Here is a 24,526-nt window from a genome sequence, read left to right on the forward strand (position 1 = left end):
GCTAAAGTGGGTCAGTGGGCAGAATGTTGCGCTGATCCAGCGCTTTCAACTCTTCTGTGACTTCTGCAGCAATGCGACGTGCTTCATCCACGCGATCTACGGGAACGCTGATCGCGCCCACGCGTGGATGGCCGCCGCCACCATAGCGTTCGCAGATAGCTGCGATGTTCGCAAGCTTGTCCGCAGATACAGTGGTCCATGGATTGGTTCCGACTGAGATCTTCGTACGGAAGCTGGACTTCGACAGTCCCACCACGTACACACCCTGCGGCAATAGGTAATACGGAATGAACTTGTTGTAGCCCTCGGTGGGCTGGTCCGTAATGTCGAAGGTGATCACGCCCTTGTCGCTGGCCGCGCGTGAACGCAGCAGCGTGATGTCGCGACGATGCTTCTCCAGCCGCGGCTGCACTTCTTCCTGCACAAAGTTTTCCTGCAACGTATCCACCAGCGGCTGCGATGTCAGCAAAGGAATCAGCCGCGGAATGAAGGTAGGATCGCTGGTGCCTTCAATCGCCATCATTAACTTCATAGCTGGCGCTGCGAGACCCACAGCGGCATCGGCCGACTCAAACTTTGCACCGTCGATGATGTCAGCCCACAGCAGCAGGTCTTCCAGGCCCTTCGTACTGAAGCCAAACTTCTCGCGCGCAATGTCTGCAATGAAACCCGTGCACGAGATGCGCGTGGGATCGAAGAACTTCTTGCCAGACTTGTCGTGCAGAAAATCTTCGTGATCCGCTTCCGTCAGAAACGCGCTCTGGTGATGATCGAACCACCACGTCAGCTTCGGTGAATCGTAATACTTGAAGTCCACGATGGCGTTTTCATCGCCGCTGAAGTCTGCAGGATCAAACTGCGCTCCGGCTTTGTGAGCAAGACCTTTGTAGCTGTACTCCGTTGCGGTGCCAATGCATTCGCGATGAAACTTGGTGAACAGCGACGCGGAGCATGCACCGTCAAAACAGTTGTTGTGATACAGCACGCGCAGGTTCATCCACGTCTTCCTTCGTACACTTTCAAGTGCGTGTAAGCCGCGCCCAGCAGCGGCGCTTTCACACCATTAGCGCGAGCCAGCAGATCACCCAGGATGTGATCGGCTTCTACCGGCAAGCCCTTCGTCATATCGCGATACATGGATGACGTCAGTGTCGAACCAGCCTCGGTCATACGATGACCATGGCCTTTGACGAACTCCGCATCAGCGGGATGACTGTTTGCCGTGGCAATCGCAATAGCCTCATCCTGCACCGCAAGCGCCATCGCGACGCCATGTTCGCCTGTTGCAACGATCTCGCCAACATTGCCGCCACCCAGCACGCAGACCGCGCCCATGGTGGAGAGGATCCACCACTTCTGCCACATGGTATCGATGATGTCTTTGGACAACACAAGCGTGATGCCGGGAACCGCAAACGTGTCGTGCAGCGCCTGCGCGCGTGTCGTCACAGTGCCGTCGATCTCGCCAAAGTTCATGTGATCCAGCTTCGTCATCTGACGAATAACGCCGTCAGGTTCCACATCGCAAACGATGCGCACGGAGCCGCCCATGACCTTCTCTTTGCCGAAGCGATGCGCCAGTGTGTCCAGGTGCCGCATGCCGTTCAGGATCGGCACAATCACAGTGTTGTCACCAACTGCGGGAGCGAAGTCGTTCATCGCGCTCTCCAGCGAGTACGCCTTCACGCTGATGATGACGACATCAAATGCGCCAGCGGACTTCAGTTCTTCCGCAGTGATTAGCTTCGGCTGCGAGAGTACAGCCTCACCGGCTGGCCCAGCAATGCGAAGTCCGTCACGCTGCAACTGTTCTTTGCGCTTGCCACGCACAAGAAACGTAACGTCGCGATCGGCGAGCGCCATGCGTCCACCAAAGTATCCGCCAGTGGCGCCGGCGCCCACCATCAGAATGCGCATTTGCGTTATCCCTTATGGCTGAAGATTGACAGCTTGGTGATGTCGTTGAAGATCACGAACATCGCAAACAGAATGATGCAGACAAACGCCGCCTGGTAGATGCGCTCTTTCAACTGCGCATTCACATCGCGACGGATGATGCTTTCAATCACCAGGAACAGGATCATGCCGCCATCAAGGATGGGCATCGGCAACAGATTGAAGATGCCAAGGTTTAGGCTGATCGCAGCGGCCAGGCTCAATACAGTCCATGTGCCCATCTCGCGAGCCATGCCCACCTGCTGCGCAATGCCAACGGGGCCGCTCAGGTTGCGCACAGACACCTGGCGCTTGAACATGCCACTCAGCACATCGAACACCAGCGTGGAGTTCTTGGTGAAATCCTTCCAACCGGTTTTGATCGCAACGTTCATCGGCTGCTTGGTTGTTACAACCGGCGGCGCAATCACTCCAAAGCCCAGCTTGTAAGCCTGTGTACCGTTCGGTCCGGGTGTAAGACGCGGCGTAATGGGAACTCGCAGTGTTTCGCCCTTGCGATCGATCGTGAGCATCACCGCACGGCCATCCACGTCGTTCAGATAGGCGCTGGTGGCCTCCGTGCCATGGAAGCTATGGCCATCAATGGCCATGATCTTGTCGCCCTTCTGCAGACCCGCACGTGCAGCAGGCGTGGTGCTATCGGGCAGATCGTTAATCACCACAGGGCCTTCCTGCGGACGCGGCACAAGACCCAGCACCATGGAAACATCTTCAGGGCCAAAGTCTTCCGGCTTACCGGTGTAGTTGATGGGCAGTTTCGTGTCGACGCGGTGGCCGTTATGGATGTACGAGAAGGGAAGCGTCTGCCCCGCCTTCAAACCGCTGAACATCATCACGTCCTGCCATGTGGGATTCGTGATGCCGTCGAAACGCACAATCTGATCGCCCACCTGGATACCGGTTTTTGCTGCAGCCGAATTGGCCACAACGTAATCCAGTTCGCCACGATCCTGCAGATACTCAATGGTCTCGTGGTGGAAGTGCGCAACGATGGTGAAAACAAAAATCGCCAGGATGAAGTTGGCGATCGGACCCGCCAGGGCAATCACCATGCGCTGCCAGCGCGGCTTCGCGTTGAAGTTGCCAGAGTCTTCACCCGGCCGACCGGAGTGTAAAGCGCCGTCAGGAGAATTGGGTTCGATGCTTTCGCTGGGCGCCGTCTGGATCATGTCCATTTCGGTTTCGCCCGTCATCTTCACGTATCCGCCAATGGGCAGCGCGCACACTTTGTAGTCGGTGCCGTTATGCACATAGCCAAACAGCCGCTTGCCCATACCGATGGAGAATGCCTCCACGCGGACGCCGAAGAGCTTCGCCGCGGCAAAGTGACCGAACTCGTGAACCAGGACCATAACGCCCAGGATTACGAGGAAATAAATAATGGTGATGAGCATTTCGCCGATGTGCAACAGACCCTCTCGAACTACGCCCGACCGGCACTAAAACTGACCGAGCAACATGAAGTTTAGACGTTTTGTGGTGCGTGTTTGTTCCCTGTACGGCCTTAGGCGCGTGACAGCATCTCCGATGCCACCAGGCGTGCATTTTCTCGTGCGGCAGCGTCGGCTTGTAGAACTTCGGCAATTGTCGCAGGATTAGCCGCTGGTGTCCGTTCCAATACGCGTTCAATCGTGCGCGGAATACCAAGAAAGGGTAGATCGCCGTTCAGAAATGCCGCAACAGCAATCTCGTCGGCGGCGTTCAGGGCAATGCAGTGCGACGGGCCGGCTTCCGCAGCTTCATACGCCAACCGCAGGCAAGGGAAGCGCTCAAAGTCCGGCTGCTGGAAATCCAGTTGCGCCAGCGCGGCCATATCGAACGTCAGTTCGCTGGGAACGCGTTCCGGATAAGCCATCGCATAAAGAATCGGCAAACGCATATCCGTAACGGAGAGCTGCGCCAGGATGCTGCCGTCCACATACTCCACCAGTGAATGAATGGTGGATTGCGGATGGATCGTGACCTTCACCTTGTTCGCAGGCAGATCAAAAAGGCGGCAGGCCTCAATAATCTCCAACCCCTTGTTCAGCATGGTGGCGCTATCAATCGTGATGCGCTGTCCCATAACCCACGTGGGATGCTTGAGCGCCTGCGCGGGCGTAATGTTTTCAAAGTCCTTCAGCGGCGTATTGCGGAAAGGGCCACCGCTGGCGGTCAACCATATCTGCTTGACTTCGTTGGTCGTTCCGGCGCGCATGGCCTGATGAATGGCATTGTGCTCGCTGTCGATGGGCAGAATCGTGACGTTGTTCTTCTTCGCCGCCGCAATGATCAATTCGCCCGCAGCCACCATCGCTTCTTTATTGGCAAGCCCAATCGTCTTACCCGCATTCACAGCGGCATAGGTCGCTTCCAGACCGGCGACACCAACAATGGCGCTAACAACAAAACTCACTTCCGGCAGCGTCGCCACGCGCACAGTGCCTGCAGTCCCGTAGACCACTTCCGTGCCGGTAATGCCTGCAGCCTTCAGCTTTTGCGTCAGTTGTGTGGCCAGCTCTTCCGTGGCAACGGACATCACCTGTGGGCGCCAGCGTGCAGCCTGCTGATAAGCAAGGTCCAGGTTCGTTCCGGCAGCGAGTGAGACCACGCGATAACGCTCCGGGTAGCGCTCGCAAATGTCCAGGGTGCTGGTTCCAATAGAGCCGGTGGAACCGAGAATAGCGATGTTTTTCATCACCTTTCATTTTCTCAGATAGCCAATGCCTACGGGTGCTATCGTTCGTGGGCGAGGTGCAAATGGCTGCACGCGGTTGCTGGAGTCCGGGCACGGTCATCCTGGTGGCAACACTCCTTTGCGGAACCCTGGATATCGCAGATGCTGCAATCTTTACCCTCGCCCACGGACATGATCCGCTCGTGATGCTGCGCTCCATCGCCGCCTGCCTGCTGGGCCCAGGCGCAATGCGCGGCGGTTACGCTATGTCATTCGTCGGCTTGGGCTTGCATTTTCTGATTGCTGCCTTCTGGGCCAGCTTTTACGTTCTGGTGGTTGGTCAGGTGTCCGTCGCGCGCCGTTACCCGCTTGCAGCAGGCGTTATCTACGGTCTGTTGATTTACCTGGTGATGAACTACGTCGTGTTGCCGCACACGGCACTCCATATTCCGCTTCCAAAAGGCGGTCTCGGCATGGTGAACGGCTTGCTGGCCCTCATGCTGCTCTTCGGTGTTCCAGTCAGTCTGCTCAATCGCAAACGTTGCTGATCGGTCCCGGGTTTTCCTCACGTGGGTCCCCTGATCTCCCGTAGTTTCTTCACGATCGTTTAAGTTGGCGTGACCTCTTGGCGCGCCGTCCGGTGTACACTCCATGCATCCGCGTGTGATATCGCGGCCAGGCAGACAGGGTTTCGTAAGGAGGCATCCCGTATGACCAAGGCAGATCTTGTGGATGGCGTGACCGCCTCCGGCGACCTTACCCGCCGCGACGGCGAAGTGATTGTGGATACATTCTTCGAAGGCATCATTGATGCCATCCGTGGCGATGAGAAAGTGGAGATCCGTGGTTTCGGATCGTTCCGCATCCGCCAGCGGAATGCGCGCATCGGACGCAATCCAAAGACAGGCGACAAAGTAGAGGTGCCCGCCAAGCGCGTGCCTTACTTCAAGCCGTCTAAGGAACTACGCGATCTGGTCAACGCCGCCGAACCAACCACTTAAACTTCCTTTTCCAGCAACTTGCGAAACGCCTGGGCGTAGGGCTCAGGCAACTCGCGTTTCGTCATCTCGCGGCTTACCACCACGTGGCTCGTTGAGCCTTCGCACAGTAGTTTCCCGTCTTCCACCCGCACAACCTCATAGGCCATCTTTAAGACTGGGCCGCGCATGGCTGTAATACGCGTGCGCACTGCGATTTCGTCGTCGTAACGAGCCGATGCGCGATAGCGCGCTTCCACGCTGACGACTGCGATAAGGCAGCCGTGATCTCTCTCCAGGTCAGCATAGGCAAGCCCCAGCGAACGCATCAGCTCCACGCGCCCCACCTCAAACCAGATCAGGTAGTTGGCGTGATAAACCACGCCCATCTGATCGGTTTCGGCATAGCGGACACGGAGACGGGCTTCGGCGTGGAAGGGTTGTTGCGGCATAGGTTAAGTCTAACGGTGTAGCAGCGTTTCGCTTGTGACGGTGCTCACACCGGCCGCCTGCCATCTCTTGGTCATCTCCGTCATCGATTGCGGATCGATTCCCCGCACCGCATCCGTAATCACCGTGATGTTGAAGCCAAACTGCTTGCCATCCAGGGCAGAGAAGCCCACGCAGTAATCCCACGCAAGGCCGCACAGGTAGAGGTTGGTGACTCCCTTATCGCGGAAGTACCCAGCCAGACCGGTAGATGTGGTGTGATCGTTTTCCAGAAAAGCAGAGTAAGAGTCGATATCGCGCCGAAACCCTTTGCGTAGAACCATCCCCGCATGAGGCAGTTCCAGATCAGGCGACAGCTCCGCCCCGGCGCTTTCCTGGATCGTGTGGTCTGGCCAAAGTGCCTGTGTTCCATAAGCAGCCTCAACGGTCTCCACAAATGCCTGCTTCCCGTGCGTCGACGCGAACGAGATGTGGCCCGCCGGGTGCCAATCCTGCGTCAGGGCAATCTCAGCAAATTTTTTGCCCAAGCGGTTGATCACGGGAATCACTTCTTCACCTTGGGGAACAGCCAGCGAACCACCCGTGAGAAAGTCCCTCTGAACGTCAATAACCAGCAGCGCATCCTGTGACATGTCCGGCACGATCCTTTGCGTTTCTAAGCTTTGTTTTTGATTCTCTGCTTCATCACGTCGATGCGCCACAGTGCGTCGCTGCGTCTTCCACTTACACGGTTACAGCGGCGGGGCATAGTTACTTGTTTGGTTCCTTTCCGGTTTTCTTCTGGAATTCGGGGGTATTTCTGGCGGTTCCCCCTTGACTTACCAGTTACCCCGTATCAGAGTAGGAACATCGCGGTCGTTCTTTATCGGACGTGCGCGATATGGGGCCTTGCTCTGGCACCCATCCGCTACAAGACAATATGGCAACCATGATGGCACCCGTCGAACAGCGGGAGGTACTTCGTTGCGATCACTGCAGCCTGGTTCAGTTCCGGTCTGCAAACTCGCTTTGCCGCAAGTGCCGCAAGCCCCTGGATGTGGAAGAGCCTGAGCCGGTTGCGGCTCCCGCGCTTTCACTGGTTCCGCCGGCTGCACAGTCGTCGGACGACAGCGGTTTGCAGGTGGCTACCGCAGTGCGCGATCTGCGTCGCGTACGCAACCTGAGCCAGCGTCAGCTTGCTGGCCGCATGAACGTCCCCCGCACCTATATCAGCAAGATTGAGAACGGCAAGGCGATGCCGACCCTCAGCAGCCTGGAGCGTCTGGCCAGGGCTCTGCAGGTGGACATCAGCGCCCTTCTGCGCGACGCAAAGACGCGTCACAAGGACGAAGCTGCTGTTCTGATGGCAGATCCGTTCCTGGCAGAGATCGCTCAGTTCTGCTCGCAACTGGACGCGCTACAGAAGTCGATCTTCCTGAACCATGTGCGCGAACTGGCCAGTGGCCGTCGCCGGATGGCTTAGGAACCTGACTTTTCGCGACTTCTCTCTCCTCGGCACCGCGCTCAGGTCGATTGCTTCATTGCAACGGCCTGAGCGGACGTGCTACGGTCGAGCGGTAGCGAATCTTCCGGAGTAGAAACCCTTGCCACTGACCCAGCCCTTGCGTATCCACGAGCTTTCCCCTGAGGAACTCGAGGTGTATCGCACGCTGGATCCGTCCCGCATCCCGGAACATGTTGCCATCATTATGGATGGCAACGGCCGCTGGGCAGGCAAGCGCGCCATGAAGCGCTTCCTCGGCCATCAGCAGGGTGCTGAGAGTGTTCAGTTCGTGGTGGAAACAGCATCACGCATCAATCTTCCGTTCCTCACGCTGTATGCGTTTTCGCTTGAAAACAATCTGCGACGCCCCAAGGCGGAAGTCAGCTTCCTGATGAAGCTGCTGAAGAATTATCTGGTCAGCAATGTAAAGCGCATGCAGGACAACAATGTCCGCATGAACTACATTGGCCGCACCCATGAACTGCCGGAAGAAGTGCAGGAAACCATGAAGTGGGCGCAGGCGGAGACCGCAAAGAACACCGGCACCACGCTCACACTGGCGCTCAATTACGGTTCGCGTGCAGAGATTGTGGACGCAACGCGTTCCATCCTGCGCGATCTGATGGAAGAAGCGCACCGGCGCGGCTGCTCTGTAGAAGATCTGTTAAGCGTGCAGGGCGGCGTCGAATCCATCGACGACGAAACCATGTCGCACCACATGTACACGCGCAACATGCCCGACCCGGATCTACTGATCCGTACCAGCGGCGAGATGCGCATCTCCAACTACCTTCTCTGGCAAATCGCGTACTCAGAGTTGTTCGTCACAGACCGCCTGTGGCCGGACTTCCGCGGTGTACACCTGCTGGAAGGCATCGCAGCGTTCCAACAGCGCAGCCGCCGCTTTGGCGGTTTGGATACAGAATTCACCGACGAAACGTTACCTGATCCTCAAATGCCGCAGGCCGCAACGCCGGAGATGGTTAGCCGCTAGCCGATGCGGACGCTCGACCGCATCCTCGGCTGGGTTCTCGTCGGCTGCAGTCTGGCGCTATTCGTCCTTCTGCACCGCTCATACTCAGGAACTGCTGAACCACTCGTTCTAAGCACCACGCTCTGCGGGCTCCTCTTGGGTTCCATGAACCTGATGCGAGCCGAACGCCCCCACGATCGCACACTCGCAAAGGTTTGCGTCGCAGGCAATGCGTTTTTCGCCGTTTTGCTCGGTGCTCTGGCGCGTGCCACAGAGAATCTTCCCCTGCCGCTGACCTTGGCAGCTGTTTGTGTGGCCCTCTTGCTACTCAGCATGCGAACACGCCGACGCAGCCGCCCGATGTAAAGGGTATTCTCAACACTGGCCTATGAAGAGAATCCTTACTGCCACGGTCCTGATCGCCCTCGTGTTTGGGTTGATCTTCTGGGGAAATCAGCTTGCTTTGATCGTCATGTCAGCGCTGGCGGCGCTGCTGGCCGCGTATGAATACGTGGCGCTGACGCGAGCAGGCGATGAAGTGGTTCCTGCATGGTGGTTGCTCCCCGCCGTGGCTCTGCTGTTCGTGGTGACGTACTGGCGTCCTCTCGATTCGCCGCTTCCCGTGTTAAGCGCGCTCGGCCTCAGCCTGTTGACCATCGTCGCCTTTCGCGAAGCAAAGAGCGGGCATCTAGAACGCGTTCTTCCAATCGCCGCCGCAGGCTTTTTCGGCCTCATCTACATCGCCTATCCGTTGACGCTCCTGCCGCAAATCGAGGCAAAGGAAAACGGCCCCACACTGCTGATCTTCCTCATGCTCGTGGTTTGGACAGGAGACATCGCCGCGCTCTACATCGGCAAGGCATTCGGCAAACACAAGCTCGCTCCAGCACTCAGCCCCAACAAAACACAGGAAGGCGCACTGGCATCCATCGCCGGTTCGGTGCTGATTGCAGCGATCCTGGCAGGCGTATGCGAACTCTTCGGTCGCCGCGGCAGCACCCTGCTACACATCTCCGAGCCTCTCTGGCAAACGCTTCTGCTCGCAGCACTGGTCAACGTAGCAGCCCAGGTAGGCGATCTGCTCGAAAGCGCACTGAAGCGCGGCGTCGGTGTAAAGGACTCCGGCGCAATGCTGCCAGGACACGGGGGCATCCTCGATCGCATCGACGCGCTGCTCGTAGCTGCGCCAGTGCTCTGGTACCTACTCCTTCTCAAAGACGCCGCAGGATTCGGCGGATTCTAGCGACCTCGCAGCCGGGCATGCGTGAGCTAACATGCCCGCCCCTGCGATAAACTTTTGATAAAGATGCTCCGTTCTCTCCTGATCTCACTTTCCCAGAACAACACTATGCGCGGCATCATGGAGCGGTCGGCTCCCGGTCGCAAGCTGTCCAGCCGCTTCGTCGCTGGCCTGACCGTGGAAGACGCGCTTCGCGTCACGCGCGACCTCAACGCGCAGGGATTCGCCGTCACCGCCGATGCCTTAGGCGAAAGCGTGCGGTCAGAGGCGGAAGCACTCGCTGCTGCTGACATCTACCATCGTCTGCTCGACGGCATCACCACAGCGCGCCTCAACGCGAATGTAAGCCTCAAGCTGACGGGCGTGGGCATGGATGTTTCGCCGGAGCTGGCAGAACGCACCACCGGCGACATCGTGGCACACGCCGCGCATGAGGGAAACTTCGTCCGCATCGACATGGAAGGAACGCCATACACCGAAGCGACCATCGCCCTCACAGAGAGGCTGGCCCAGCAATATCCCGGTTCAGTGGGAACTGTGTTGCAGGCCTACTTGTTTCGCACCGCCGATGACACGGCGCGCCTGCTGCAGCAGGGCATTCGCATCCGTCTCTGCAAGGGTGCTTACAAGGAAGCTGGCGACGTTGCTTTCCCCGCCAAGTCTGACGTGGACGCGAACTATGTGAAGTTGATGCAGACGATGCTGCCCTCAGGAGTCTTCTGCGGCATTGCCACACATGATCCCGCGATGGTCGAAGCGACCGAACGTTTCGCTGCAGAAAACAACATCCCGCGCTCCGCGTTTGAGTTCCAGATGCTCTACGGCGTGAAGCGAGAATTGCAGCGGGAGCTGGTGCGTAAAGGCTACGGCGTGCGGATTTACCTGCCCTTCGGCACTGACTGGTATCCGTACTTTATGAGGCGTTTAGCAGAGCGTCCCGCCAACGTTCTTTTCCTACTGCGAAACCTCGTGTCCAATTAACGCCACTGCTGGCTTTTTCACGACGTTTTCTGCATCTTAGGGAGAGATTTCCCGTCTCTAATCTTTGTGACCCAAGTTATGATTCGTAGTCGTTTTGCGCCTGTACTTCTTGCACTGGCGTGCACCACCCCTGCCCTGCATGCACAGCAGGCCAGCGTTCCCGTGCAAACTGCCGCAAACGACAATGCTGTCGTCGCAGTGGCCCAACCCGTAAACCTGGCAGCGGAATCGTCCAGCCTGCCGGATGCTCCGGGAAGGAATACGGACTCCGATCAGCAGTCTCAGGATCCGCATGCCGCTAACGCAGGGCAGACTGGCCACACGGCAACAGGAGAGCCTCAGCAGACGCAACGCATCCTCGGCATCATGCCAAACTTCAGCGCGGTATCCGCCGACACCAAGCTGCCTCCCATGACGTCGAAGGAAAAGTTTGTGCTGGCCGCGAAGAATTCTTTTGACTACTCAAGTTTCGTGCTCGCCGCATTCACTGCAGGCTTTGCCATGAACGGCAATTCCTATCCTGAGTTTCATCAGGGCGTGAAGGGATACGCGCGTTACTACTGGCATGGACTGGCTGACACGGCCAGCGAAAACTTTATGGTGTCCGGCGCCATGCCGGTGGTCTTCCATCAGGACCCGCGGTATTACACACTGGGCCACGGTGGCTTCAAAAAACGGGCGTTGTATGGTGCCACCCGCATCTTCGTCTCGCGTTCGGATGACGGTGCCGCCATGCCGAATTACTCAGAGATCATCGGTGCTGGAGCAGCAGCCGGCATCTCTTCTCTGTACTACCCCACGCGTTATCGCACGTGGACCAAGGTTGGGCAGAAGTGGCTGACCAGCGCACTGATTGACGGAGCCGGTTACACATTCAAGGAATTCTGGCCTGACATCAACCACAAGCTCTTCCACACGCATTAATTCTTCGCATACGAAAGGGCGGACTAAGGTCCGCCCTTTTCAATTCAGTATGTCGATCGATCAACGCGCAGATTATTCCTGCGCTGCTTTCTTTCGTGCTTCCCACACCTTCACATATTTCCAGTGAGCATAGACAGCGTGGTTGAGGTGGAAGATCAAACCTTCCGCGCCATCCAGAAAGCCTAGCCGGAAGATGTAGTTCTTCACCCATCCAAAGAATGGATTGATGAAGGACTGTGCCAGCAACGCCCAGTTGGGTGTTCCAGCCTTGCGTCGTGACAACGACACCACCGTACCGGTGGAGTACTCGTTCATGTGGTCAAGATAGTTGGCGAAATCCGGATAGCCGTAGTGCTGCAGATGATGTTTTAGGTAGGCCTTGTCCGCATCGTATTGCGGCGTGCCATGTGGCCCAATGCTTTCGTCCACGGTGGCCATGCCGCGCCGGAAGAGCCGCAGCTTTTCATCAGGAAACAGGCCGCCGTGGCGCATCCATCGCGTCATGAAGATGTTCAGCCGCGGCATCCAGAAGGCGTTCACCGTCGCATTGCGTAACGCATTCTGAATCTCGACAGCCAGCTCTGGCGTCACCACTTCATCCGCATCCAGCAACAGAATCCAATCGCCGGTGCACTTCGCAATGGCAACGTTCTTCTGCTCCGCGTGCCCTTTGAAGTCGCGATTGTAGCTGTGCTTCGCGCCGTATTGCACGGCAATCTCCGGCGACCGATCCTTCGATCCAGAGTCGACGATGACGATCTCATCCACCCACCCCTGCAATGCAGCCAGCGTGCGGGGCAGGTTCTTCTCTTCGTTGGTGGCGATCATCGCCACGGAGATAGTGGGCCCGGAGTTTTCGTTCGTGTTCACAGCAGTTGAGTCTAGAGCATTTTCTGTTTAGAAATCGAAACGCGCACCCAATTGAATTTGGCGACTCGGCGTGAGCGTTGTCGTAATGGTACCGGCGCTGGCCATGGGAATCTCGCACGGAGCACCGATGATCCTTGTCGTTGTCGGCGTCGCATTGAGACAGGTACTCATGTTTGTCGCTGCTGAAGTGGGCGTACTGGTGAACACATTGCGCTGACTCGGAATGCCGAAGTTAGGCCGATTCGGCAGATTGAAGACCTCCGCGCGAAGTTGCAGTCGGGCGCGAGTACCGAAGGAGAAATTCTTCGCAAGCGCTGCGTCAAACGACACCAGTCCGGGACCAATCAGCGTATTTCTTCCCAGGTTTCCATAAGATCCTGAGGGCTTCAATCCATAGTTTGTGGGCGCTATAGCGAACGCACTCGGATCGAAATATTGGACCGGGCCACCCTTTACTGGGTTGGAGCTGCGACCGGGCACCAGGTCTGGCCGCAGTGGCGAAGGGCCAGTTCCAAAGTTTGCGCCTGCGCTGTCATAGCTGATCAGTGCAGAGAACGGCGCACCGGAGGCGAGGATGCCAATGGCGTTGAACTGCCATCCCTCTGCAATCGCACGTGGCCCACGGAAGAAGCGCGGCAGGTTCGCCGTCAGGAACGTAGACGAGTAATTGCGCAGATCGTAGTTGCTCAGACCCTTCTCCGCAGCCAACGAATCCGGATCCTGCGGCACATCGTTTTCAGAACCCTGCGCTGTTACCAGCGAACTGGTGTCCAGGCTCTTGCCCCAGATGTATGTCGAGCGTAACTGCAGAATGTCGCGCCACTGCCACGCCAACACTGCTTGCAATGCGTTGTAGCTGGAGAGGCCGTTGGTCTCCTTATAGCGAATGGCGGTGAAGTTCGGATTGCGTACCGGAGTGCCAACAGGGAAGAACTTGCGCCCATTTACGTAGGTCGGCAGCGACTGGTTCTCATCCACAATGCGTTGATCGTGCACGCCGCGATTGGCGTCGTAAGCCAGCGTGAATGAAATTCCACGATGCAGTTGTTGCTGCATGCTCAGATTCCACTGCATCACGTAAGGCGCTGCAGGGTTGTACTGCACCACGTCGATGCGCCCCAGCTTGAGGTTGGACGCCGTGATGTTCGCATGCGGAAACGTGGGTGGCGACACCGTGCCTACCGTGAAGAATGGAGGCTGACGGCTGCCCGCGTTCAGATAGAAATCTGTCCACAACGGATCAAAGTACACGCCGAACGCACCACGAATGCTGGTGTTCTTCTCTCCCGGCACGTAAGCAAAACCAACACGCGGCGCGAAGTTCAACTTCGACGGATCGGTGTACATGGGGCCGATGGTGTCTGCCGTATCGTGCAGCACATCGCGCACCGTGGCCTGCAAGCCATTCTCTTCCTGCGGCACGCTGGTGTGTTCATAACGGATGCCGCCGGTCAGCGTAAGTGCATCGTTTGCACGCCACGTATCGCTTATGTACGCCGCATCCATGTGCTGCCGCCAGTTGCGTTGCGGATTCGAATTCGGCAAAGCCACTTCAACGCTGGAAGCCGTTCCCGCCATGAAATTCGCAACAGACGTGAACTGATAGAAGCCGTTCTGGCTCTGCGCCGCTTCCTGCGGGAAGATGATCTGCTGCTCATCGACACCAAACGACAGCGTATGGCGGCCAATCGTCCACGTCAGATCGTCCGCACCCTGAAACAGGTTCAGTTGGTTCACATTCGGACCAAAGCGCATGGGGCCAATCATCGCCAGGCCGGTCACACTGATGGAACCAAAAGGCCTTCCCGGCACGAAGGACAACGAATCAGGAATGTCCTTAATCAGCGTGTATTCCAGCGTGTAGTACGACCGGTTGTAAGCAACACGCGCTTCGTTCACCAGGTGGTCATTGAAGCTGTGCGTCGTCTGGGCCGTCAGGTACTGCGTGCGCGAACGATTATGCGCCTGCGAAATCTGCAGCGAATCCGGCGTGTACGCATTAGCGTTATCGAACTGATAACGCGCAAACCAGCTTGTCCGTTCCGAGTGCTGATGGTCGTACCGCAGCACGAAAAAATCTTCCGTGGTCTTATTCGTGTTCGTGGTCTTGAAATACCCCGTGCCATCGTTGAACAGAGTGCTATTAGGCGAAGGGATGATCGTAAGGAACGGCTGAACACTGGCCACAGCAGTCGCACGCGCCGTCGCATTCGGCACCAGCGCGCTTGTGGTTACGCCAAGGCTCTGCCGCAGACCCTCATAGTTGCCAAAATAAAAATCACGCTTTGAGATCGGACCGCCCAGCGATCCACCAAACTGATTGCGACTGAAAGCCGGGATAGGCAACGAAGCCGAGTCAAAATAATTCTTCGCATCCATCGCAGAGTTACGAGCAAATTCAAACGCACTGCCATGAAGCTGCGACGTTCCACTGCGAGTAATCTCGTCAATCACGCCGCCGCCGGTGCGCCCAAACTCCGCGCCATAGCCACTCACCAGCACGCGGAACTGCCCCACCGAATCCACACCCAGGATCGTGCCGCTCGCTCCGCCCGGCGTGTTGTTGTACGCGTCGTTTACATCGGTGCCATCCAGTAGGAACGCCACCTGGTTGGTGCGACGCCCAGAAATGCTGATCTGCTTACCCAACCCCTGCGAATCCGGATTCAATCGCCGAGACATCACCACGCCCGGCGACAGATACGCAAGCTGCGTAACATCGCGACCATTCAGCGGCAGTTCACGAATCGCACGCGGCCCAGTCACCGTCGACAGCGACGCATCCTCGCGCTCAATCTCGGTCTCAGGCGCAGCCTGCACCTGCACGCTGGCAGAAGCTTCCACACGCAGCGCAGCATCCAGCGCGGCATGCTGACCCACGGTCAACGTCAGCTTCTGTTCCGTCGGCGCAAAGCCCGCGGACGTAATCTGCACCACATAATCGCCCGGTGCAATCTGCGGAATCACATAAACGCCGGTGCTATTGCTATCCACCGTACGCACCGTGCCGCGATTGGCATCGGTCAGCGTCACATGCGCTCCGGGAACAACAGCCCCCGACTGGTCATGAACAATGCCAGACAGCGAAGCATTCGCGCCCTGAGCCATGGCAACGCCGGGCAGCAGAACGCAGGCAAGCGCCATCGCAGGCGCGCTCAAGCCACGCGCACGGGCGGGCAGAAATCTCTCATTGCTAAACAAGCGCATGGTATGCCGATTGGACGGTAGTGGAGCCCGAAAGGACTCGCGCAATTATGCTACGGATTCCGACGGTGAATTGTCACGGCATTCGCCTGGTCAATGGACGTCAGCAACAAAGACGAGACATTCACGTGCGCAGGCCGCGTAACCGCCCACACAATCGCATCCGCCACGTCGTCCGGCGACAGCGGCGTGGTGTTGGCATACACTTTGGCCGCACGCTCTTTATCGCCGCCAAAGCGAACTTCGCTGAATCGCGTCTCCACCATGCCGGGGTCAACGCTGGTCACGCGCACCGCAGTCCCCATCAGGTCAATGCGGATGCCCTCTGACAAAATCTTCTCTGCCGCCTTGGTCGCGCAATACACGCTGCCACCGGCGTAAGCGGTCCATCCAGCCGTCGAGCCAAGATTCACCACATGGCCACGATTACGCGCCACCATACCCGGCAGAATCGCACGCGTCACATACAGCAAGCCCTTGGTGTTGGTGTCGATCATCTCTTCCCAGTTGTCGATGTCGTCCAGATAAAACTTGTCCATGCCACGAGCCAGCCCAGCGTTATTCACCAGGATGTCCACCGCACGCCATTCCTCGGGAAGATTTGCAATCGCATCGGCAACAGCAGCACGATCCCGCACATCCAGCGCAAACGTATGCACCGTAGACGCACCGGCCTGCAAAAGCTCGTCACGCATCGCGTCCAACGCATCCGTGGAGCGCGAACACAGCAACAGCTTTGCGCCTTCTTTTGCCAATGCCAGTGCTGTTGATTTCCCAATGCCCGCGCTGGCGCCCGTAACAAATGCAATGCGATCGCGAATGCTGATTCCCATAGGTATCAGTAGACCAGACCGCTCCGGCATATGTCATTGCGCGCAAAAGAAAAAGGCTGCGCTTTCACGCAGCCCTTTCCTTCCTCCAACAACCTTGTTTCTTACTGACCGACCGTTGGTTCCGCCTGCGTCTTCACGCCAATAGAAGGTCCTGAAACCACCATCTCCACGCGGCGATTCTGCGCGCGACCCGAAGAGGTTCCATTGTCCGCAACAGGATTTGACTTACCAAATCCAAGCGAGGACACATTCGTCGGGCTCACGCCATTGTTCACCAGGAACGCTTGCGTGGAATTCGCACGATCCTCACTCAACTTCAGGTTGTAGGCATCGCCACCAATCGCGTCGGTGTAACCCTCAATCTGCAGTTTCAGATCAGGATATTGCTGCAGAATCGCGGACACCTTCGCCAACGAAATCTGCGCATTCTGCTTCAACGAGCTCTTGCCCGTGTCGAACAATACGTCACCCAGAGTTACAACCAGGCCACGCGCCGTTTCCTGCGTTGCCAGCACTGCGTTCAACTGTGCCCGCAGCTTTTCACGCATCGCCACCACGTCCTGCCGAGCAGCATCAGCTTGTGCCTTTGCTGCTGCAGCGGCTGCATCAGCATTGGCTGCATTGGCTTCAGCACGAGCGCGTTCCGCGGCTGCGCGGTCTGCCGATGCACGCGCACGTTCTGCGTCCAGCGCCTGTTGCTGCGCTGCCAGTTGTGCTGCAGCAGCCTGTGCCTGCGCATCCTTGCGCGCATTCACTTCAGCAATCTGACGTTCGGTTTCCTTCTTACGCAATGTTGAGATACGAGCATCTTCTGAACGCTGCACCGCCTCGCGAGCCATCGTGATTTCCATCTTTTCATCGCGATGCTTGTTCATATCCATGGCATCCGCGTTGTCCAGATTCGTCTTTACCTGCGCCATGATGTCTGACGCATACTTATCCGCTCCAGCCAGCATGGCAATTTGATAAGCGTTATGTGCTTCGTACAGTTCCAGCGGGCTGTGCTCATCACGCGTAATCGGACGGAACACAGTCTTCGCGCCATCCGTCTGCGCATACAGACCCTTTGGCAGCAACGTGTAGTGGGCATCCACGTGTTCAATCACACCGTTGGTCTTGCCTTCGATCACGTGGTTCTCCATCACAACCACATCGCTCGGAACCTTTACAGCAAAGTAAGGTTCAGCGGTGATGATCAAACCAAACGATTGCAGCGGAACAGTAACATTCATCTTCACGCGCTGGCTGCCACCGGCGGGAAGTACTTCACCTAAGTTAGTCGGAGCACCATCAGGAGTAATTGCCCACAAAACATAGGTCAGGTATTCGGGGCCAAAACCATTGGCTGGCGGCAGATGGTCTACGTCCAGATCGACGGTGATGCGACCCTTGTCGCTGTTCACCTTCGCATCGCCCTTGGCGCCTGCCAACAGGGCCGTACCATTCATGTCCAGTTTGGTATCGCCGCTGCGGTGCTTGTAATTCACCGCGTCCAGATTGCGCTTCACCACGTTCACGCGATACAGCGGCTGTCCATTCAACTCGCCCACAGGACGTCCGCCATTTTGAATACCCGTGCGCGCTGTCTGCGGGTCCGCCGTGGGATTCAACTCTTGTGCGTGTGCGAACACGCCGCACGCCAGAACACTGGAAAGAATAGCAACTGCGCCAACCCGCACCGATTTATATCCGTCGCGTTTCATGATTCTCCTCTGAGAGCGGTGTAGCCGTCGCGTGTAGTCAACAACAGGCATTCGTTCCGCTTCTTGGCATGGAAAGATGCAGAGGATAAGTTCTAAGTGGCCCGAAAAATGCGGAAAAGTATAAGTCGCACGCGACGATAATTTCTAAGTCATGGTTGCCCATGACTTAGAAAGTCGTTATCTGGCGCTGGTATTTTGATCGTTCGAAAATTTATTCACTCTTACCGGGGCGGGTCATCAGGATGCGAATCGCTTCCTGCGGCGAACGGCCTTCATGCAGGATGGCATGCATCTCGCGAGTGATGGGCATCTCGATACCCAGACGCGCAGCCAGGCCCAGTGTCGCACCTGTGCAACGCACGCCTTCTGCAACCTTGCCGTTCAATCCCGCAATGATCTCGGGCAGTTTCTTGCCCTTGCCAAGCTCCACACCCACGGTGCGATTTCTGGAAAGCGAACCCGTGCAGGTCAGAACAAGATCGCCGTAGCCTGCAAGGCCCGCCATGGTTTCTGGCTTCGCTCCGGATGCAACGGCGAGTCGCGTCATCTCTGCCATGCCGCGTGTAATCAGAGCAGCGGCTGCATTGCTGCCAAGCTCAAGTCCTGCCACCACACCAGCAGCAAGTGCGATCACGTTCTTCAATGCGCCGCCAAGCTCAACACCAGTGACATCATCGTTCACGTAAACGCGAAGAGAGTCGGATGAGAAATCGCGTTGCAGTTGCTGCGCAGCTTCCGTGTCTGTCGACGCAAGTACGATCGCCGTCGGCAACGCTGCTGCAACTTCCTTCGCAAACGAAGGCCCGCCAAGCGTGGCAAAGCGCACAGGCGATGTAGCAGCAACTACTTCACTCATACGCAGAAACGTTGCGTTCTCCAGTCCCTTCGATGCGGAGACAAAGATCTGATTCTCACGCAGCACGGGTTCCATGGCGCGCACCGTATCGCCCACAAATTCTGAAGGGGTAACGCAGAGCAGTACGTCATGCTCTTGAGCAGTCAGCAGCAGGTCCTTGGAGATGCGAAGATCTTCCGGCAGAGCATAGCCCGGAAGAAACTGCTTGTTCTCGCGTGTTGCAATCATTGCATCCACATGCGCGGGCGTATGCGCCCACAGTGTCAGCTCATGCTTCTTTTGGCGCGCCAACGACAGGGCCAGCGCAGTACCCCACGCACCCGCTCCCAGAATTGCAATCCTGCTCATGCTTCCTTTTTCTTTGCTCCGAATTTGGGTTCGGTGCGGTTCAGCAGACGCGAGATATTCGCGTGATGTTTCACAATGACCAGCAACGGAATCGCAATGTAGACAAGGTCCACAATGAGCTGGTGCCGTCTGTCGAAGAAGATGCAAAGCACTGCGAGCGCCGCGGCAGAGATGATGGAGGCAAGCGACACATACTTCGTCAGCGCGAAGATGATGGCGAAGATCACCACCGCAAACAACGTTGTCAGCGGCATCAGGTAAAGGAACACGCCCAACGCCGTGGCAACGCCCTTGCCGCCCTTGAAGCCAAGCCACACTGTGTACATGTGACCCAGCACGGCGAACAAGCCCGCCATCGCTTCCAGATCATAGCCGCTCGGAAATCCAAGGCGTTGTGCCATGTGCCATGCGAATGCAACGGCAACGAAACCCTTCAGTGCATCCAGCACCAGCGTCGCAATGCCCAGTCCCTTGCCGCCCGACCGCGCCACGTTCGTCGCGCCAATATTGCCGGACCCGGTAGCGCGAACATCTTCATTCTTGAAGAAGCGGACAAGCAGGTAGCCCGTCGGGATCGACCCCAACAGATAGGCAACCAGCAACGTAATGATCCAGATCAGGGTCGGTGTCATGACTCGGTAGAGTGTAGCAAGCCGGGCCCACGAACAGACGGTTCCACAGGGCAGCGGCACCCCGCGTTATTCCCTTTCGAATGAAAAACCTGTCCAAGCCCCTAACCCCTTCAAACCCAACAAACCAAAAGAAATAGAGTTGGCAGGTTATTTCCTTCAACTCACTACAATTGAAGTAAGGAACTACCCGCGCCGGCCTCTTGCCCCAGGCGCGTCAAGTTAAGTCCTTTAGAAAGACGATTTTGCCTCTAAACCTAATGGGCTGACGATTTTAGAGACATCGCTACCGCAACCCCTTTAGAAAGACGATTTTAGAAAAACAGGGGAGGGGGTACCCCCTTACGAAAGCAATTTCTGCCGCAACATCACCAGCGCATATTGCGACGCAAACCAGCGGACGCGCTCACGGTCGCCGCTCAGGTTTAACTCACGAACCTGCGTACCTTCCGCATCGGCAAGCGCAATGTAGACACGGCCAACAGGCTTGTTCAACGTCGCTCCTCCAGGTCCAGCGATACCGGTAACACCAATCGCCAGGTCAGACCCAATACGCGCGCGAATGCCTTCTGCCATCGCCCTCGCCACAGGATCACTCACTGCACCATGCTTCTGGATCAGCTCCTTCGGCACATCGGCAAACAGCGCCTTCAACTCATCGGAGTAGACAACTGCGCCACCAAGGAATGAGCGTGATGATCCGGAAACAGCAGTGAGCCGTTCCGCAATCAGTCCGCCAGTGCAGCTCTCCGCCGTGGACAGCGTCAGGTGACGCATGCCCAGCATGAGCAGAACCACCTGCTCCAGCGACTCGCCGTCGGCAGAGAAGACGGAGTCCATCATCTCGTGCTCGCACTTGGACAGCACCTCGTCCACGCGCTCCTGCGCCTCTTCCAGCGTGGGCTTGGCACACAGGAAGTGCAGTTGGATCTCGCCGCCCGTACTCAGAATGGTCGTGCTCACATCGGGATACGAAAGGTAGATAGGCGAAGTGCGTGCATCCACTTCACTCTCAGGCACCACAGCCATGCGCAGCCAACGATACGCAATGTGCAACCGCGGAATAACCTGCTGCAACCGCGGACGCACCTGCTCCACAAACATGGGCAGCAGCTCCTTAGGCGGTCCCGGCAGCAGCGCAATATACCGCGGCTTCCCCCCATACTCCGTAGCCATCCACTGACCCGGTGCCGTACCGTTGGGGTTAGGCAACAACTTAGCCCCATCGATCACATCAGCCTGTTTGAAGTTGATCTCCTGAATCACAAGGCCGCGCTTGGCGAATCGCTGCTTCAGTCCTTCCACAACGGTCTCGTTGCGCGTCATGCCAACACCAAGCGCAGACGCGACAGCTTCACGCGTAAGGTCGTCCTCAGTCGGTCCAAGACCACCGGAGAACAGCACAATGTCCGCACGCGTAAGCGCGATCTTAGCCGCATCCACCAGATGCTGGAAGGTATCGCCAAGGATGGTCTTGAACGCAACGGTGACGCCAAGCTTATTCAGCTCCGCAGTCATGGCAAGCGAGTTGGTGTCCTGTCGGTAAGGCGTGAGCATCTCGCTGCCCACGGCAATAATCTCCGCAATCATGCTGGGTGTCGGGTCGGTGGCCATGTTAACGGTTCAACCGTCCTTCCACTCCAAGGTCCACGGTGTACAGAGCACTGTTGGTCGCCAACACCGCTTCGCCTGCCTCAGTGAACGCCAGTCCAACAAGACCTGCACCACTCAGTACAAGCGATGCTTCCTTCTCTGGTGTGATGCGGATGATGCCGCGTTCACCATGCAGCGACGCGGCGACGTACACGTTGTCCTGCGTATCCACGGCCATACCTTGCGGACGTCCCAGACCGCGATACCACACACTCACCTCACCATCCGGTGAGATGGCATGGGTCGCCTCGTTGCTACTCGTGGTCGGTCCCGTGACCAGCAACGTCCCATTGCCCAGGAACGCCAGATGGTAGGCCGATACGGATGGCTCCAGCGTGGCGAACACGAACACGTTGCCCTGCGTATCCAGCTTGAAGATGGTGCCGCTGCGGTCACCAACGTAGAGGCTGCCGCTGTCGTCGAAGGCCAGTCCTGTAGCAATGCCCATGCCCTCGGCGAACTGCACCGATGCGCCGTCAGGGTTGATGCGGTAGACCGTGCCCTCCGAACGTGAGGAGCAGTACAGATGCCCGTTAGGGCCAAAGGCAAGTGCGCTGGCGTTCTGCAGGCCCCGCACGAAAGGGCGCATCTGGTAGTCGCGGTCGATACGGAAGATGGAGACGGGTACATCCTGCCCACGCGTGCCGGAGAAGGTGGCGAAGATATTGCCCTCGCTGTCCACGGCAGGGTTGGCGATGGGATGCAGGTTATCCGCGATCGGTACAGCCACATTCAGCGGTAGAGGATTGCTGTGGTGATCGTGGATGCGCACAACGACATCGCCGGAGATAGAACCGTCGGGGACGCGGAAGCTTACGCGCGATGGGGAGGTATAGGTAAGTGGAGCAGCGCTATCGCCTATGGTGATGTTCGGGCGCGTGGCGTCGGCGAGGTGTGCGCCGTATAGGTCCACTACGCCGTCCGGCATCGCTGCGGCGGGGGTTATCCGGTCAAGGTGCGGTGCGTTGGGGTCGGCGTGGCCGCGGAGATGGGAGAGCAGCGTCATCACTCTTCAGGGTATGCCGCGATGGTGGCACTTGCAACGTTGCTAGTGTTTGGGTGCGCTCTGGATGAGGTGGTAGATGATGAAGCCCTGCTGCAGGAGTGTCTGCACAATGAGGCCGTAGACACCAGCGGCCAGGTCGTCCACCACGATGCCTGTGCCTTCGGGGAGTCGTTCCAGGCGGCGTACTGGCGGTGGCTTGAGGATGTCGAACACCCGGAAGCAGAGCAGTCCCAGCAGTGCGAACGGCATAGAAGGCAGGCAGAAGACCAGTGTCAGCCACTGCCCCGCAACCTCGTCGATGACTACGATCTGTGGGTCTTTGCGGCCGCTCTCGCGGGCTACGCGGGTCGCTGCAGGAATGCCAACGGCCGTGGCTGTTGCGGCCATGATCAGGGTGATGAGCGGTAGCCAGTGGAACGGTACGTGGCGCGCCACCACGAACCACACGATGACTGCGGCGACGGAACCGTATGTTCCGGGGCCGGGCTTGAGGAAGCCTGCGCCGAAGAAGGTGCCCACGATCCATGCCCAACGGGTACGCTTCACGCCGGGAAGGTGTTCGGCGGGAAGCACCTCGTCGCGGGTGATGGTGTCGTGTTGTGCGTCGGGAATCTCAGCCACGCTTAGTTCTCGTACTTGCGCTGCTGCTCGCGCTCCAGGTCTTCCAGTAGGTCGGGGTCAAGGATGGGTGAGGTGATCTTGTAGTCTCCGCTGGCCCACTTACCGAGGTCGATGCGGCGGCAACGATCACTGCAGAAGGGGAAGTCATCACTCTTCTCGGTGATCAGTGTTCGACATGTGGGACAGCGGAGTACTTTGGTAGCCATAACAGTTATTGGATGCTGCTGGTTATGCCTTGGCTGCGACGACCTGTGCGCGGCGTGCGGCGAGCTGCTTCTTCACGGCCTCAAACTGTGCTTGTGCCTTCTCACTGCCGTCGACCAGCTTCTTGGTGTTGGGCATGAAGGTGTTTCCGGTAGCTTCCTCGGAGATATCCGCGAACTTGGCGCGGATGAAGAGTGCTTCACCCTGTGTGGCGAGGAAGAGGTCAGAGTCGACCGCGCCGTGCAGCGGTAGCTGAGCAGCCATTTCCCAGAAGGTGATTACCTGACGCCAGTAGACGTTGTTGGGGTTCGTGGGTTTGTGGATCTCGCGGAATTCATCCACGCTTGCGGGCCAGAACTCCATACCGACGTAATTGCGCGCCTTGCGCATGACCTCTTCGCGGCGGAGCTCGTAGAGCTTGAGGACGATATCTGCATCTGCGGGTGTTGCCATTGTCTGTATGATCCTTCTTCCAGTGCTATTCACTCGGCTCTAACGGGATGCCGATCTGGATCGGTCCGCTGGCCCTGAGTGGATTGTACGGTGCCGTGAACCGCTCGAACTCCGGGACGTTGCGTTCGCGGCGGCCAGATTGAGGTAGCCACTCGCGTAGAGCCCAGATCCATGTGTCGCGAAGTGTGGCGATGTCATGCACGGTGAAGATGGCGTATTCGCCGGCTTCGATAGTGATGCGGGCAGGCGAGTTCACGCCTTCGTAGCTGGGGACTGCAATGCCCGTGAAGTAGTGGAGCTTGCCATCAGCGGTGCAGGGCGATGCGCCGTAGACGTGCGTTGCCGAGTGGAGTTCCGGGACTGGACGCGACATGAGTTCTGCCCACTGTGATGGGATGCGCTCGGTTGCGTCCTGCTGTCCTTCGTAGATGACCATGGTGCCTGCGAGGAGGATCGTGTCGATGTGGCGGAACTCGGGTTGCATCATCGGTTGTCCTTTGCGCGGG

General features: G+C 57.7%; 25 protein-coding genes. 7 read left to right on the forward strand and 18 right to left on the reverse strand.

Features of this window, described 5'->3' with window-relative positions; translation table 11 throughout:
- Nucleotide 1: 1 nt before the first annotated feature.
- The 4 genes from BLT38_RS00535 to BLT38_RS00550 all read right to left on the reverse strand — a co-directional run bounded on the left by BLT38_RS00535 (nucleotide 2) and on the right by BLT38_RS00550 (nucleotide 4,633).
- Entirely contained in the window at nucleotides 2-997 is a 996-nt protein-coding gene (locus tag BLT38_RS00535; protein WP_083343434.1) for a phosphoesterase, read from the reverse strand.
- The gene (locus BLT38_RS00540) at nucleotides 994-1,917 is read right to left on the reverse strand and encodes a ketopantoate reductase family protein (protein ID WP_083343435.1); all 924 of its coding nucleotides are present in this window, start codon (nucleotides 1,915-1,917) and stop codon (nucleotides 994-996) included. The genes BLT38_RS00535 and BLT38_RS00540 overlap by 4 nt, the downstream gene beginning before the upstream one ends.
- Nucleotides 1,918-1,922: 5 nt before the next feature.
- A complete protein-coding gene (gene rseP, locus BLT38_RS00545; protein ID WP_231966653.1) occupies nucleotides 1,923-3,365 on the reverse strand; it encodes an RIP metalloprotease RseP in 1,443 nt (480 codons plus the stop codon).
- Between the two features lie 95 nt (nucleotides 3,366-3,460).
- Nucleotides 3,461-4,633, reverse strand: coding sequence for a 1-deoxy-D-xylulose-5-phosphate reductoisomerase (locus BLT38_RS00550; RefSeq protein ID WP_083343437.1), 1,173 nt, complete (start codon nucleotides 4,631-4,633; stop codon nucleotides 3,461-3,463).
- Nucleotides 4,634-4,695: 62 nt separating this feature from the next.
- Between BLT38_RS00550 and BLT38_RS00555 the strand changes: the two genes are divergently transcribed.
- Together BLT38_RS00555 and BLT38_RS00560 are read left to right on the forward strand one after the other, a co-directional pair.
- Nucleotides 4,696-5,160 (forward strand): hypothetical protein, encoded by a 465-nt coding sequence (locus tag BLT38_RS00555; protein ID WP_083343438.1) that lies wholly within the window; start codon nucleotides 4,696-4,698, stop codon nucleotides 5,158-5,160.
- A gap of 162 nt (nucleotides 5,161-5,322) precedes the next feature.
- Nucleotides 5,323-5,613 carry an HU family DNA-binding protein gene (locus BLT38_RS00560; protein WP_083343439.1) on the forward strand — a complete coding sequence of 97 codons (291 nt, stop codon included), beginning with the start codon at nucleotides 5,323-5,325 and terminating at the stop codon, nucleotides 5,611-5,613.
- Here the strand turns inward: BLT38_RS00560 and BLT38_RS00565 are convergent.
- Nucleotides 5,610-6,041 (reverse strand): acyl-CoA thioesterase, encoded by a 432-nt coding sequence (locus tag BLT38_RS00565; RefSeq protein WP_083343440.1) that lies wholly within the window; start codon nucleotides 6,039-6,041, stop codon nucleotides 5,610-5,612. The genes BLT38_RS00560 and BLT38_RS00565 overlap by 4 nt on opposite strands.
- A 9-nt stretch (nucleotides 6,042-6,050) precedes the next feature.
- On the reverse strand, nucleotides 6,051-6,671 hold the full coding sequence (gene pncA, locus BLT38_RS00570; RefSeq protein WP_083346834.1) for a bifunctional nicotinamidase/pyrazinamidase: 621 nt from the start codon (nucleotides 6,669-6,671) through the stop codon (nucleotides 6,051-6,053).
- Between the two features lie 287 nt (nucleotides 6,672-6,958).
- Between pncA and BLT38_RS00575 the strand changes: the two genes are divergently transcribed.
- From BLT38_RS00575 to BLT38_RS00600, 5 genes are all read left to right on the forward strand, one after another.
- The gene (locus tag BLT38_RS00575; RefSeq protein WP_083343441.1) at nucleotides 6,959-7,501 is read left to right on the forward strand and encodes a helix-turn-helix domain-containing protein; all 543 of its coding nucleotides are present in this window, start codon (nucleotides 6,959-6,961) and stop codon (nucleotides 7,499-7,501) included.
- A gap of 121 nt (nucleotides 7,502-7,622) precedes the next feature.
- Entirely contained in the window at nucleotides 7,623-8,516 is an 894-nt protein-coding gene (locus BLT38_RS00580) for an isoprenyl transferase (RefSeq protein ID WP_083343442.1), read from the forward strand.
- A 367-nt stretch (nucleotides 8,517-8,883) separates the two neighbouring features.
- Nucleotides 8,884-9,738, forward strand: coding sequence for a phosphatidate cytidylyltransferase (locus BLT38_RS00590; protein ID WP_083343444.1), 855 nt, complete (start codon nucleotides 8,884-8,886; stop codon nucleotides 9,736-9,738).
- Nucleotides 9,739-9,801: 63 nt separating this feature from the next.
- Complete coding sequence (locus tag BLT38_RS00595) at nucleotides 9,802-10,716, forward strand: proline dehydrogenase family protein (protein ID WP_083343445.1); 915 nt, start codon at nucleotides 9,802-9,804, stop codon at nucleotides 10,714-10,716.
- A 78-nt stretch (nucleotides 10,717-10,794) separates the two neighbouring features.
- On the forward strand, nucleotides 10,795-11,640 hold the full coding sequence (locus BLT38_RS00600; RefSeq protein ID WP_083343446.1) for a hypothetical protein: 846 nt from the start codon (nucleotides 10,795-10,797) through the stop codon (nucleotides 11,638-11,640).
- 72 nt (nucleotides 11,641-11,712) lie between these two features.
- On the opposite strand, the gene BLT38_RS00605 is transcribed toward BLT38_RS00600, so the two are convergent.
- The 12 genes from BLT38_RS00605 to BLT38_RS00660 all read right to left on the reverse strand — a co-directional run bounded on the left by BLT38_RS00605 (nucleotide 11,713) and on the right by BLT38_RS00660 (nucleotide 24,507).
- Nucleotides 11,713-12,510 (reverse strand): glycosyltransferase family 2 protein, encoded by a 798-nt coding sequence (locus tag BLT38_RS00605; RefSeq protein WP_231966654.1) that lies wholly within the window; start codon nucleotides 12,508-12,510, stop codon nucleotides 11,713-11,715.
- Between the two features lie 27 nt (nucleotides 12,511-12,537).
- Nucleotides 12,538-15,717 carry a TonB-dependent receptor gene (locus tag BLT38_RS00610; protein ID WP_083343447.1) on the reverse strand — a complete coding sequence of 1,060 codons (3,180 nt, stop codon included), beginning with the start codon at nucleotides 15,715-15,717 and terminating at the stop codon, nucleotides 12,538-12,540.
- A gap of 50 nt (nucleotides 15,718-15,767) precedes the next feature.
- Nucleotides 15,768-16,547 carry an SDR family NAD(P)-dependent oxidoreductase gene (locus BLT38_RS00615; protein ID WP_083343448.1) on the reverse strand — a complete coding sequence of 260 codons (780 nt, stop codon included), beginning with the start codon at nucleotides 16,545-16,547 and terminating at the stop codon, nucleotides 15,768-15,770.
- A gap of 101 nt (nucleotides 16,548-16,648) precedes the next feature.
- A complete protein-coding gene (locus BLT38_RS00620) occupies nucleotides 16,649-18,250 on the reverse strand; it encodes an OmpA family protein (protein ID WP_083343449.1) in 1,602 nt (533 codons plus the stop codon).
- Nucleotides 18,251-18,461: 211 nt separating this feature from the next.
- Complete coding sequence (locus tag BLT38_RS00625; RefSeq protein ID WP_083343450.1) at nucleotides 18,462-19,454, reverse strand: NAD(P)H-dependent glycerol-3-phosphate dehydrogenase; 993 nt, start codon at nucleotides 19,452-19,454, stop codon at nucleotides 18,462-18,464.
- Complete coding sequence (plsY, locus tag BLT38_RS00630; RefSeq protein WP_083343451.1) at nucleotides 19,451-20,086, reverse strand: glycerol-3-phosphate 1-O-acyltransferase PlsY; 636 nt, start codon at nucleotides 20,084-20,086, stop codon at nucleotides 19,451-19,453. Before plsY ends, BLT38_RS00625 begins: the two co-directional genes overlap by 4 nt.
- A gap of 339 nt (nucleotides 20,087-20,425) precedes the next feature.
- Nucleotides 20,426-21,697, reverse strand: a complete 1,272-nt coding sequence (locus tag BLT38_RS00635; protein WP_331711391.1) for a competence/damage-inducible protein A — start codon at nucleotides 21,695-21,697, stop codon at nucleotides 20,426-20,428.
- A 1-nt stretch (nucleotide 21,698) separates the two neighbouring features.
- Nucleotides 21,699-22,742: an IPT/TIG domain-containing protein gene (locus BLT38_RS00640; RefSeq protein ID WP_083343452.1), complete on the reverse strand. Its 1,044-nt coding sequence runs from the start codon at nucleotides 22,740-22,742 to the stop codon at nucleotides 21,699-21,701.
- A 42-nt stretch (nucleotides 22,743-22,784) separates the two neighbouring features.
- On the reverse strand, nucleotides 22,785-23,354 hold the full coding sequence (locus BLT38_RS00645; RefSeq protein WP_419865781.1) for a phosphatidylglycerophosphatase A: 570 nt from the start codon (nucleotides 23,352-23,354) through the stop codon (nucleotides 22,785-22,787).
- A gap of 11 nt (nucleotides 23,355-23,365) precedes the next feature.
- Nucleotides 23,366-23,569: a DNA gyrase inhibitor YacG gene (locus tag BLT38_RS00650; protein ID WP_083343453.1), complete on the reverse strand. Its 204-nt coding sequence runs from the start codon at nucleotides 23,567-23,569 to the stop codon at nucleotides 23,366-23,368.
- Nucleotides 23,570-23,591: 22 nt separating this feature from the next.
- Entirely contained in the window at nucleotides 23,592-24,020 is a 429-nt protein-coding gene (locus BLT38_RS00655) for a DUF4760 domain-containing protein (protein ID WP_083343454.1), read from the reverse strand.
- Nucleotides 24,021-24,045: 25 nt separating this feature from the next.
- Complete coding sequence (locus BLT38_RS00660) at nucleotides 24,046-24,507, reverse strand: GyrI-like domain-containing protein (protein WP_083343455.1); 462 nt, start codon at nucleotides 24,505-24,507, stop codon at nucleotides 24,046-24,048.
- Nucleotides 24,508-24,526: the final 19 nt, after the last annotated feature.

This window comes from Terriglobus roseus (assembly GCF_900102185.1).
GTDB classification, from domain to species: domain Bacteria; phylum Acidobacteriota; class Terriglobia; order Terriglobales; family Acidobacteriaceae; genus Terriglobus; species Terriglobus roseus_A.

What these genes read in the sequence shown, in the direction of transcription:
- BLT38_RS00535 (WP_083343434.1), bottom strand. Translation starts at nt 997, where the DNA reads ATGAACCTGCGCGTGCTGTATCACAACAACTGTTTTGACGGTGCATGC.
- BLT38_RS00540 (WP_083343435.1), bottom strand. Translation starts at nt 1,917, where the DNA reads ATGCGCATTCTGATGGTGGGCGCCGGCGCCACTGGCGGATACTTTGGT.
- BLT38_RS00550 (WP_083343437.1), bottom strand. Translation starts at nt 4,633, where the DNA reads ATGAAAAACATCGCTATTCTCGGTTCCACCGGCTCTATTGGAACCAGC.
- BLT38_RS00555 (WP_083343438.1), top strand. Translation starts at nt 4,696, where the DNA reads ATGGCTGCACGCGGTTGCTGGAGTCCGGGCACGGTCATCCTGGTGGCA.
- BLT38_RS00560 (WP_083343439.1), top strand. Translation starts at nt 5,323, where the DNA reads ATGACCAAGGCAGATCTTGTGGATGGCGTGACCGCCTCCGGCGACCTT.
- BLT38_RS00565 (WP_083343440.1), bottom strand. Translation starts at nt 6,041, where the DNA reads ATGCCGCAACAACCCTTCCACGCCGAAGCCCGTCTCCGTGTCCGCTAT.
- pncA (WP_083346834.1), bottom strand. Translation starts at nt 6,671, where the DNA reads ATGTCACAGGATGCGCTGCTGGTTATTGACGTTCAGAGGGACTTTCTC.
- BLT38_RS00575 (WP_083343441.1), top strand. Translation starts at nt 6,959, where the DNA reads ATGGCAACCATGATGGCACCCGTCGAACAGCGGGAGGTACTTCGTTGC.
- BLT38_RS00590 (WP_083343444.1), top strand. Translation starts at nt 8,884, where the DNA reads ATGAAGAGAATCCTTACTGCCACGGTCCTGATCGCCCTCGTGTTTGGG.
- BLT38_RS00595 (WP_083343445.1), top strand. Translation starts at nt 9,802, where the DNA reads ATGCTCCGTTCTCTCCTGATCTCACTTTCCCAGAACAACACTATGCGC.
- BLT38_RS00600 (WP_083343446.1), top strand. Translation starts at nt 10,795, where the DNA reads ATGATTCGTAGTCGTTTTGCGCCTGTACTTCTTGCACTGGCGTGCACC.
- BLT38_RS00610 (WP_083343447.1), bottom strand. Translation starts at nt 15,717, where the DNA reads ATGCGCTTGTTTAGCAATGAGAGATTTCTGCCCGCCCGTGCGCGTGGC.
- BLT38_RS00615 (WP_083343448.1), bottom strand. Translation starts at nt 16,547, where the DNA reads ATGGGAATCAGCATTCGCGATCGCATTGCATTTGTTACGGGCGCCAGC.
- BLT38_RS00620 (WP_083343449.1), bottom strand. Translation starts at nt 18,250, where the DNA reads ATGAAACGCGACGGATATAAATCGGTGCGGGTTGGCGCAGTTGCTATT.
- BLT38_RS00625 (WP_083343450.1), bottom strand. Translation starts at nt 19,454, where the DNA reads ATGAGCAGGATTGCAATTCTGGGAGCGGGTGCGTGGGGTACTGCGCTG.
- plsY (WP_083343451.1), bottom strand. Translation starts at nt 20,086, where the DNA reads ATGACACCGACCCTGATCTGGATCATTACGTTGCTGGTTGCCTATCTG.
- BLT38_RS00635 (WP_331711391.1), bottom strand. Translation starts at nt 21,697, where the DNA reads ATGGCCACCGACCCGACACCCAGCATGATTGCGGAGATTATTGCCGTG.
- BLT38_RS00640 (WP_083343452.1), bottom strand. Translation starts at nt 22,742, where the DNA reads ATGACGCTGCTCTCCCATCTCCGCGGCCACGCCGACCCCAACGCACCG.
- BLT38_RS00650 (WP_083343453.1), bottom strand. Translation starts at nt 23,569, where the DNA reads ATGGCTACCAAAGTACTCCGCTGTCCCACATGTCGAACACTGATCACC.
- BLT38_RS00655 (WP_083343454.1), bottom strand. Translation starts at nt 24,020, where the DNA reads ATGGCAACACCCGCAGATGCAGATATCGTCCTCAAGCTCTACGAGCTC.
- BLT38_RS00660 (WP_083343455.1), bottom strand. Translation starts at nt 24,507, where the DNA reads ATGATGCAACCCGAGTTCCGCCACATCGACACGATCCTCCTCGCAGGC.